Source organism: Oxalicibacterium sp., assembly GCF_035565035.1.
Taxonomy (GTDB): Bacteria; Pseudomonadota; Gammaproteobacteria; order Burkholderiales; family Burkholderiaceae_D; genus Oxalicibacterium.
In genome coordinates this window covers 65,023-73,835 of the sequence record NZ_DATMTD010000115.1, presented here as the reverse complement: position 1 = coordinate 73,835, position 8,813 = coordinate 65,023, and the positions used below count along the sequence as shown (strand labels likewise).

Here is an 8,813-nt window from a genome sequence, read left to right as displayed (position 1 = left end):
ATCCCGCAGTAAAAAACAGCTTTGTAGAATCGTATAAACGCGCCCTGATACAAAAGGGATATGAAGTAAAACTATTACCGGCGAATGCGTCCCTTATTGAATGTCCGATTACGTCTACTTACACGGCAAACTGGCAATGGGACCTTGCTCTGTATATGGCGTATGCACAAGTGATTGTTTATAACAACGCCAAACCTGTAGGTAGCGCTAGTTACGATGCGAGACGCGGTGGTGGAAATATGAACAAATTCATTGATGCGGATAAAAAGATCCATGAACTAGTGAATCAGCTTTTCCCTAGCGGAGCCGGTTCTTGAACAAGTAACGAAGTCGTTATCAAATCTTTCTTATCTAATCAAAAAGCGGCCTTTGCAGGCCGCTTTTATTTTGAGCATTAAGCCGCTTTCTGCTCCAGCACCTGCATATTCCCGGCAACGCCATCAATCGCGATCTTCCGCGGTTTCAATGCTTCAGGAATCTCGCGCTGCAGTTCGATATTCAGCAAACCGTTATCCAGTTTGGCACCGACGACGCGGACGTGATCGGCCAGACGGAAGCTGTGCTCGAAATTGCGGGAGGCGATGCCGCGATGCAGGAAGTTGCGTGTGCCTTCTTCACGCGCCTTGCGACCCGTGATTTTCAGCGTATCGCGCTCGGTTTCAATATCGATCTCGGAACGATCGAAACCGGCCACGGCCATCGTGATCTGGTATTTGTCCTCGCCGATCAGTTCGATGTTGTACGGCGGATACGCCGGCTGCGATTCCGCGCGGGCTGCGTCGTCGAATAGCTGGGCCAGGCGATCGAACCCGATGGCGGAACGATAGAGAGGAGCAAAGTCAAAAGTACGCATGGTTATATCCTTTCAAGAAATCAAGCGATAAGGTTTGGGCGGACCTCCATTGAGCATCCGCTGAACCGGATATAGGCGCTTCTAAATTCTTTTCAAGACCTCGCTGGAACCTGATCCGCAATTTAATTATTTCTTTTAGGAAATTATTTCCTAACAAAATCCTTACATTTCCGTCATCTTGCAATCATTTGTTCCTAAATCCAACAAATGCTAAAAGTTAATTGTAGTGAGAATAATTCGTATTTATAATTCTGCTCCGCGTGGCTAGTCGGCCAACGCATTTATAGTGCGCCATTTATTGGCCGCTGATCGTTTTGTCTGAGGATTACATGAACCGTCACACCCCGTTGACGGCAGCTTTGCTCGCTGCCTTTTCCACCGCAACATTCGCACAATCCACTTCCGCTGAAGCCACGCTTCCTGCGGTGACAGTACAAGCAGAACAACCGACCTACAATGCGACTACCGCTACTTCTGCAACCAAAATCAACGCGCCTTTGCGCGACATTCCGCAGACCGTGAATGTCATTACACAAGAGTTGATGCGCGACAAGGGCGTACGCTCAATGGAAGACGCCGTGAAATCCGTTCCCGGCGTTAGTCTCGTACATGGCGATGGTCAACGCGATCAGGTTTTCATTCGGGGCTTTAATTCATTGGGCGACCAGTTTATTGATGGGATACGTGACGACGCCATGTACTTTCGCGATATGTCGAACATTGAACAAATCGAGGTCGTCAAAGGACCCGCATCCGTGCTTTACGGTCGCGGCTCCTCCGGCGGGATGATCAACCGCATCACAAAAAAGCCAGGCATCGACAAAAGTGAAGCATCCCTTGAGGTGGGAAGCTGGAATCAACGGCGCGGCGAATTTGATATCGCTCGTAATGTAAAGGACAGCAATGTCTCCTTCCGGATGACAGGTGCCATCGAACGTGCCGACAGCTTTCGCGATCAGCAATTTCTTGAGCGCGAAGCATTCGCACCATCAGTAATGTTCAATATCAGTTCCGATACCAGCTTGTTGCTGCAAGCCGAGTATTTGCATGACAAACGCGTCACCGACTTCGGCATTCCGTCGTTCAATGGACGACCTATCAAGGTAGACCCCAGCACTTATTACGGCTCGGCCAACGCTCGCGACGCTGACACAGCAGAAGCGACTGTCGCTGCTGGCAGCATGACGCTGGATCATCGCTTCAATGGTGAATGGTCAATTCGCAATGCTTTCCGTTACTACCAGTACGAGCTAGATCGTTTTAACGTCGTTCCAGGAGCAGTAACGGCCAACGCGGCGTTCCCTTCGGGCTATCAGGTAGCCCGTACAAGAGGAGGAATCGCTCGCGATGAACACGGCTTCTTCAATCAAACGGAGTTGACGCAAAATACAACGTTGGGCGGCATGACACATCAGATTCTGTACGGGGTCGAGTTCGGCGTTCAGGATAGAACCCAACTTAACCGTTCTGGGTCAGCCGCGCCAGTCGATGCCTTTCATCCAAATGCCGCAAGCGGGAGCACAACAAACCTGACAGTCAATCCCGGTAGTTCAAATAGTGGTAGCAGCACGGTAGCCGGCGCTTACGTACAAGATTTGATTTCTCTGTCTGACAAATGGAAAGCATTGTTCGGCATTCGTTACGACTCATTCAAACAAGAGGTCAATGTCGCCGCTATACCTGATCGTACGGATACGGCGTGGAGCCCCCGTGCCGGCGTAGTGTATCAACCGACTACGACCCAGTCCTACTATGCGTCGGTCAGCAAATCATTCCAGCCGTCCGCAGAAAACTTTAATCTCACTGCTGGTAATGCTATTTTTGACCCGCAAGAAACCACCAGCAAGGAAATCGGAACCAAACTAGACCTGTTTGATGGCAAAGCGAGCGCAACGGCGTCGTTGTTCAATCTAGAGCGCACCAATATAACGACAACGGATCCGTTCGGCATTACCACTGCAGTCGGCACACAGCGCACCAATGGACTTGAATTGACGTTTGCGGGCGACTTGTCCGATGGATGGAGAATCTCGACCGGATATGCTTATCTGGATGCAAAAGTCAGCAAGTCAAATACTGTCACCGCTGGCATCGCTGTCGAGGGAAAGAAAGCAACCGTGACTCCCGAGCACAGCGCCAATGTCTGGCTAACCAAAGCACTCACACCAGCTTGGACTGCTGGCGCGGGAATCAACTATGTCGGCGATCGCTTTGCCGACCCGACCAACACGGTAACGTTGCCAAGCTACACCACGATGGATGCCATGGTGTCATATAAAATCAAGGGGGTCGATTTGCAATTGAATATCTACAATCTCTTCGACAAAGAATATATTGCGTCGGCACATAGTGGCTTGGCAAATTCCTTGCTGCCCGGCACACCCCGTTCGGCTATGCTCACCGCACGTTATGCGTTCTAATAACGTGCATCCCACCACCTATGCGGTGGTGGGGCTCTATGTTCGGCGTCATGAAGTTATCGAATAGTGCTACAACGCCATATACAACAATCATCTCAACCAATCTATTACCTGACGCTTAATATGTCTACGTCGCGAATGTGTTAGGCGAGAAGTCGATAACCAATGGAATACGTTCCGGGACGTATTGAAACCTGCCTTAGTTGCGACGACGCCACCACAACCAGATTCCTGTAATCCCCAGCATACCGAGTGCAAGCCCGCTAAGGAAAGTAACTGCTTCCAGCATTGGCCCGCCTAACTCGCCCGTATGCAATGGATAAATCACCGAGTTCATTCGCGCGCCGACGTCGAGCTCATCCCAGCGGTGGACGGCAAGAATCTCGCCGCTTTGTGGATGAATATAAACCGCGGTACGCCCGTTTGGATGTGGATCGTCGTGCAGCCGCATCCGCACCCGAACCGGCTGATCCGGCTTGGCAGGGATCTGGATATAGCCAATCGGTTCGTTTGGAAATTGCGCCTGCGCGCGCGCAACCATGTCATCCAGTGTGGGCCGAACTGACGCCGGCGTAGAAACCGGATGCATCTTCGGTGGCTTGACGACCTTTTCGCCGGCAATCGTTGTAATGAATTGCCCGAGCGGGCGCCATGCCATGTAAGCGCCGGTCGCGACCGAGACGGCGATCACCGATCCGAGGACCGCACCGCCGATGCGGTGCATGTCGAACAAACCGCGCAACAAACCTTTTCGCAATTCGATCTTCAGTGAAGGTGGCCAGCGCTTCGGCCACCAAAGGATCAATCCTGTTATCAGCAGAACCAGATAGGCCAGCGCGATCCATGCAAGGATTGCCTTGCCCGTATCCTTGAGCATGAGCGAACTGTGGAGCTTGAACAGGAAGTTGACGACACCATCGCCATCTTTACGCCGCCCCTGCTCTTCACCTGTGTGCGGATTCAGAAACACCACACCATTCCATTTACCGCGCACCAGTGCCTGAATTGTTTCGCTTTCATCACGCGGCGGACGTAGCGTAAAAGAAGATTGATGGTCGAACTTTTCCATCAATTTCTCATGTACTTCCTGAACTGAAATGTTCGCGCCGGGCGTTACTTGCTGTACCTTGAACAGCTGCGGATGCGTCCATTCATCCAGCGGTTGCGCGACTACGAGAATTGCGCCAGTCAAACCCACCAGAGCCAGTACCCATCCGACGCTCAGCGCAAGCCATCGATGCACTTTGAGCCAGACGCGTCGCATATTGATCGTACGCGAAGAAATTGTTTGCTGTGCGGATGTCATGGTCATCAGAAAAGACAAGGCCGGTCATTGACCGGCCGATTGATTTTGAACTTCAGCGTGATTAGAAAGCGTAGCGACCCTGGATATAAATCGTGCGAGGTGCACCGACCAACCTACCACCGCTACCACCTGTAATCCGCGTGTAGTACTGCTTATCGGTCAAGTTATTAATACCGGCAAGAATATCAAACCCTTTTTGGTTGGGCACTTTCCAGCCAACTTGCGCGTTCAGAACACGATAACCGGGGATCACACCATTATTTCCGTTAGCGCTTTCCACCACTGTATTTTTTTCATCTGCGTATTGGCGGCTTTGATGCGTGCTCGACAGATTCAAAGTCCAAGGCCCTGTTTGATAGCGAGCCCCGATCGTGTCCGTATTCCGTGAATAGAACGGCAAATCATTACCGTCTGTCGCATCATCGTTTTCTAATGATGCATGCGTATATGTGTAATTCGCATAGACATTCCAGCCTTTTAAGATACTTGCATCGTCGAACGCATAATCAATGGCCGTCTCAATACCTTGATGTTTAGTTTTACCTAAATTACGATAGGTAAGATCTACTCCTGTGCCTTCCGAATCGATTTGGTTGTCAAAGTCGATATTAAATATCGTCGCCTCTGCAGAGAGGTTGCGACTTTGCCAGCGCGCACCGAGTTCCGTTGTTGTCGCAGTTTCCGGTTCTAGTGGATTACCGGCAGAATTCTGATTCAATTGTGTATTTTGAACCGGACCAAATGATTTTCCGTAATTGCTAAATACCGTCAATTCTTGCGTCAACAAGTACGCAATGTTCAATTGCGGTAGGGCCTTATTGTTTTTGCGATCAAAACTTTCGCCGGTCAATGCATTTTCGCGCTGCGAATCGATGCGCTCGTAACGTACACCCGGTGTTATACGCCAAGAACCTATCGTAATCTTGTCGTCTATATATACGGCATGCGCGTCCGTAGCATTATTGAATCGATTAAAACCGGTAATCGTCCCTGTTGCCAGATTTTCGATATAACCGTTTGTGCCGGGATCGTTTCCTCGTTCGCTGAGATATCGATACCCAACTGTTACATCATGGGTAGTGGAGGCTAGCGCAAAACGTTGCGTGTATCGAGGCTCAATGCCAAACACGCGATACTCGCGGGGCGAATGCGTTACGCTCGTCGGATTACTTCCTATCGTCGTTGCCAACGTGCTTTGGCGGAAGCTTTCATTGAAGAAGCTTCGAATTTCGAATTCCTGCGTGTCCGATATGTTGTTGATGTAACCAATATCGATGCCCTTGCGATCACCACTCCAATAGTCCCGTGGACGCGTGTTCTGATACGGATTAGCCGCATATTGCGTAGGTGTCAACGCACCCGGCGTATTCGACTTGACGTCGTAATACGACAGCTTGCCGTAGATCTCGGAAGTCGGCGTCAATTCATAACGCAACTTCAGTGCGAAATCGTTGACCGATTGGTCGCTGTTTTCGCGCCAGCCCGAACCACTGGAACCGGAATACAGCAACGCGATGCCCAGACCATTATCCAGTTGGCCGCCAACGAAAGTGCTGTATTGCGTGTTCGATCCACCTTCGCCGTAATCGATTTGACGCACGGTAGCATCACCTGTCATGCCCGGCGTAGTTGGAATTGCACGTGTACGGAAGTTGATAATGCCGCCAACGTTTTGCGGACCGTAACGTACCGCTCCGCCACCGCGAACGACGTCGATTGTTTCGATATTGGCCAGGCTGATCGGCGCAAACGACAATTGCGGTTGACCATACGGTGCAAACGACATCGGCACGCCATCGAGCAAGACGGTTGAACGTGGCGAATAACGGCCGGTCAATCCGCGCACGCCGATGTTCAGCGAAACAGGCGTGCCGGCAGTCGCGGCATTTTCAGTTACCTGTACACCCGGGATGCGGCGCATGACGTCGGTGATGCTGGATGCGCCGCTATTTTCAATCTGCTCCTTCTTGACGACGGTGCGCGCACCTGCGTACGTCTTGACGCTGTTTTGGAGTCCGCTACCCAACCAATCACTGCTTACCCGAATCGCATCGAGCGTAGTATCGGTACTTGCCGTCGTAGTCGTAGCTTCTACCTGCTGCGCCTGCGCGACGCCTGACATGGACATGACAGCAAGTGCGACGGCGGATGAACACGCCAGTTGACGGACGATAATGGGATTACGGCTCTGGATAGCGGCCATGGGCGAATCTCCGGAATGATGATGTGTGTTTGCGCTAGCTAGTCTGCAACTGGCGCGACATCTGGTCGGGCAGAGAGATCCAAGGCAGCAAATCGGACAGATTGTCCTAATGCGAAATAATAATAATTCTCGTTTATTGAGTCAATTAAAAACCTTGTATGTGAGTTAAAACCACACACTCGGCCTCAATAGCACGACCCCTTTTTGAGAAACAGTTTGTTCTTCAATCAACTGACTGTCTCGATCAAGGCACTTTTAATTGAGCGTAGTCAGGATTGCCCGGCGGATAATCGGGCTTAAGGCGATGCAAGGTCTCCAGGACAATCGAGGCGATTGCAAGATTTCGGTGCGTTTTCGAATCGGCGGGAATGACATACCAAGGCGCATGATCGGCGTCCGTTTCCCTGATCGCTTTTTCATAAAGCCGCTGATACGCACGCCAATACTGCCGTTCCTTCAAATCGTCCGGATCGAATTTCCAGTGCTTCTGGGGATCGGCGATGCGTTCTTCCAATCGTGATTTTTGTTCCTTGCTCGAAATGTGCAGGAAGAATTTCAGGATGACAGTGCCCGTTTCCGCCAGCATCCGCTCGAAGTCGCGGATATGCGCATAACGCCGTTTGCATTCGGCGTTATCAATCCAGTCATGCACACGCGTGATCAAGACATCTTCATAATGGCTGCGGTTGAAGATGGTCAACTCTCCTTGTGCAGGTACATGCTGATGAACGCGCCACAGGAAATCATGACTTTTCTCTTCGAGAGTCGGGGCCTTGAAGGCAACGCTGTTGACGCCGAGCGGATCGATCTTGCCGAACACGCCGCGCACCGTGCCATCCTTGCCAGACGTATCCATTCCCTGTAGCACGATCAGAATCTTGTGCTTGCGTTGTGCATACAGAATTTCCTGCAAATCGGAAATTTGTTTTGCGAGATCTTCGACCAGCAATTTATCCTGTGCCTTGTCGCCACCGGAAAGTGGGCGGGCCGCCGCTGCGTCATCGTTCACTTTTTGCGATGAGGTCGCACGCAATAACTGTCGCACTGGTTGCATGATCTATTCTCGTCGTTTCACAATGCCAGCCATTTTTCGTGTTCGATTTTTGTGCAACGATCTGCCACTACATCGAGACCCGCTGCATGTGCCTTGTGGATGGCAACTTGATTGAACACGCCTAATTGCAGCCACAGCCCATTGGCGCGAATCGCAACGGCCTCATCGGCGATTGGCTCTACCAGTTCCGATTTCCGGAATACGTCGACCAGATGAATACGTAGCTGCTGTTCAGCCAGTGCAGCAGCGGCCAATGTCAGCGTGGCATAACAATGCTCGTTCAGAATCTCTGTCCCGGCAGCGACAGGATTGACGGGAATAATGCGGTACCCATGGCGCTGCAGATAGGCCGCGACTTCATGACTGGGCCGATCCGGATTCGGTGACAAGCCGACAACGGCAATGATGCGTGATTCCGCAAGTAGTTTGGTAATAACGTCCGAGTATGGGTCCATGGCTTTTTCAGAAAACAAAAAGGGCAGCCTGAGCTGCCCTTTATTGTATGCGGGAATTGCGAATCAGCGTTTTTGACGCAGTCTCTGAATTGCCGCCAGTTGCGCTACGGCGCTGGCCAGTTCGGCCTGAGCCTGTGCGTAATCAATCGACGAATCCTTGTTGACTAATGCTTCTTCAGCCAGTTGCTTCGCTTCTGCTGCCTTGGCTTCGTCCAGATCGGCACCGCGAATTGCCGTGTCGGCCAGGACCGTCACCGCGTTCGGCTGCACTTCGAGAATACCGCCTGCGACAAACACGAACTCGTCATCTGCGCGGCCGGAAATCTTGATGCGCACTGCACCAGGACGGATACGTGTGATCAGGGGCGTATGTCCCGGCAGAATGCCGAGCTCGCCCGATTCACCCGGCAGCGCAACGAACTCTGCCTCGCCGGAGAAAATTTCTTCTTCGGCGGAGACGACGTCTACGCGCATTGTGTGTGCCATGTTAGAACCTTTTCATTCGTCCAAAGATCGGTAATG

At 51.5% G+C, this 8,813-nt stretch carries 8 protein-coding genes; 2 read left to right on the top strand and 6 right to left on the bottom strand.

The window, feature by feature from the left end; genetic code table 11:
• The coding region (locus VN114_RS12620; protein ID WP_325515382.1) for an Sbal_3080 family lipoprotein at positions 1-317 on the top strand (317 nt) is incomplete at its 5' end.
• A 77-nt stretch (positions 318-394) separates the two neighbouring features.
• Here the strand turns inward: VN114_RS12620 and VN114_RS12615 are convergent.
• Entirely contained in the window at positions 395-853 is a 459-nt protein-coding gene (locus VN114_RS12615) for an Hsp20 family protein (protein ID WP_325515380.1), read from the bottom strand.
• A 329-nt stretch (positions 854-1,182) separates the two neighbouring features.
• On the opposite strand from VN114_RS12615, the gene VN114_RS12610 reads away from it, so the two are divergent.
• Entirely contained in the window at positions 1,183-3,273 is a 2,091-nt protein-coding gene (locus VN114_RS12610) for a TonB-dependent siderophore receptor (RefSeq protein WP_325515378.1), read from the top strand.
• Positions 3,274-3,472: 199 nt separating this feature from the next.
• Here VN114_RS12610 and VN114_RS12605 read toward each other — a convergent pair whose 3' ends face one another.
• The 5 genes from VN114_RS12605 to VN114_RS12585 all read right to left on the bottom strand — a co-directional run bounded on the left by VN114_RS12605 (position 3,473) and on the right by VN114_RS12585 (position 8,777).
• Complete coding sequence (locus VN114_RS12605; protein ID WP_325515376.1) at positions 3,473-4,579, bottom strand: PepSY-associated TM helix domain-containing protein; 1,107 nt, start codon at positions 4,577-4,579, stop codon at positions 3,473-3,475.
• Between the two features lie 61 nt (positions 4,580-4,640).
• Positions 4,641-6,782 (bottom strand): TonB-dependent siderophore receptor, encoded by a 2,142-nt coding sequence (locus tag VN114_RS12600; protein WP_325515374.1) that lies wholly within the window; start codon positions 6,780-6,782, stop codon positions 4,641-4,643.
• Positions 6,783-7,026: 244 nt separating this feature from the next.
• A complete protein-coding gene (locus VN114_RS12595; RefSeq protein ID WP_325515372.1) occupies positions 7,027-7,836 on the bottom strand; it encodes a PPK2 family polyphosphate kinase in 810 nt (269 codons plus the stop codon).
• A gap of 17 nt (positions 7,837-7,853) precedes the next feature.
• Positions 7,854-8,291, bottom strand: a complete 438-nt coding sequence (locus VN114_RS12590) for a CoA-binding protein (RefSeq protein ID WP_325515370.1) — start codon at positions 8,289-8,291, stop codon at positions 7,854-7,856.
• A 63-nt stretch (positions 8,292-8,354) separates the two neighbouring features.
• On the bottom strand, positions 8,355-8,777 hold the full coding sequence (locus VN114_RS12585) for a F0F1 ATP synthase subunit epsilon (RefSeq protein ID WP_325515368.1): 423 nt from the start codon (positions 8,775-8,777) through the stop codon (positions 8,355-8,357).
• Positions 8,778-8,813: the final 36 nt, after the last annotated feature.

Bases quoted from the DNA above. Each gene is read 5' to 3' on its own strand.
- VN114_RS12615 (WP_325515380.1), bottom strand. From the start codon at position 853: ATGCGTACTTTTGACTTTGCTCCTCTCTATCGTTCCGCCATCGGGTTC.
- VN114_RS12610 (WP_325515378.1), top strand. From the start codon at position 1,183: ATGAACCGTCACACCCCGTTGACGGCAGCTTTGCTCGCTGCCTTTTCC.
- VN114_RS12605 (WP_325515376.1), bottom strand. From the start codon at position 4,579: ATGACATCCGCACAGCAAACAATTTCTTCGCGTACGATCAATATGCGA.
- VN114_RS12600 (WP_325515374.1), bottom strand. From the start codon at position 6,782: ATGGCCGCTATCCAGAGCCGTAATCCCATTATCGTCCGTCAACTGGCG.
- VN114_RS12595 (WP_325515372.1), bottom strand. From the start codon at position 7,836: ATGCAACCAGTGCGACAGTTATTGCGTGCGACCTCATCGCAAAAAGTG.
- VN114_RS12590 (WP_325515370.1), bottom strand. From the start codon at position 8,291: ATGGACCCATACTCGGACGTTATTACCAAACTACTTGCGGAATCACGC.
- VN114_RS12585 (WP_325515368.1), bottom strand. From the start codon at position 8,777: ATGGCACACACAATGCGCGTAGACGTCGTCTCCGCCGAAGAAGAAATT.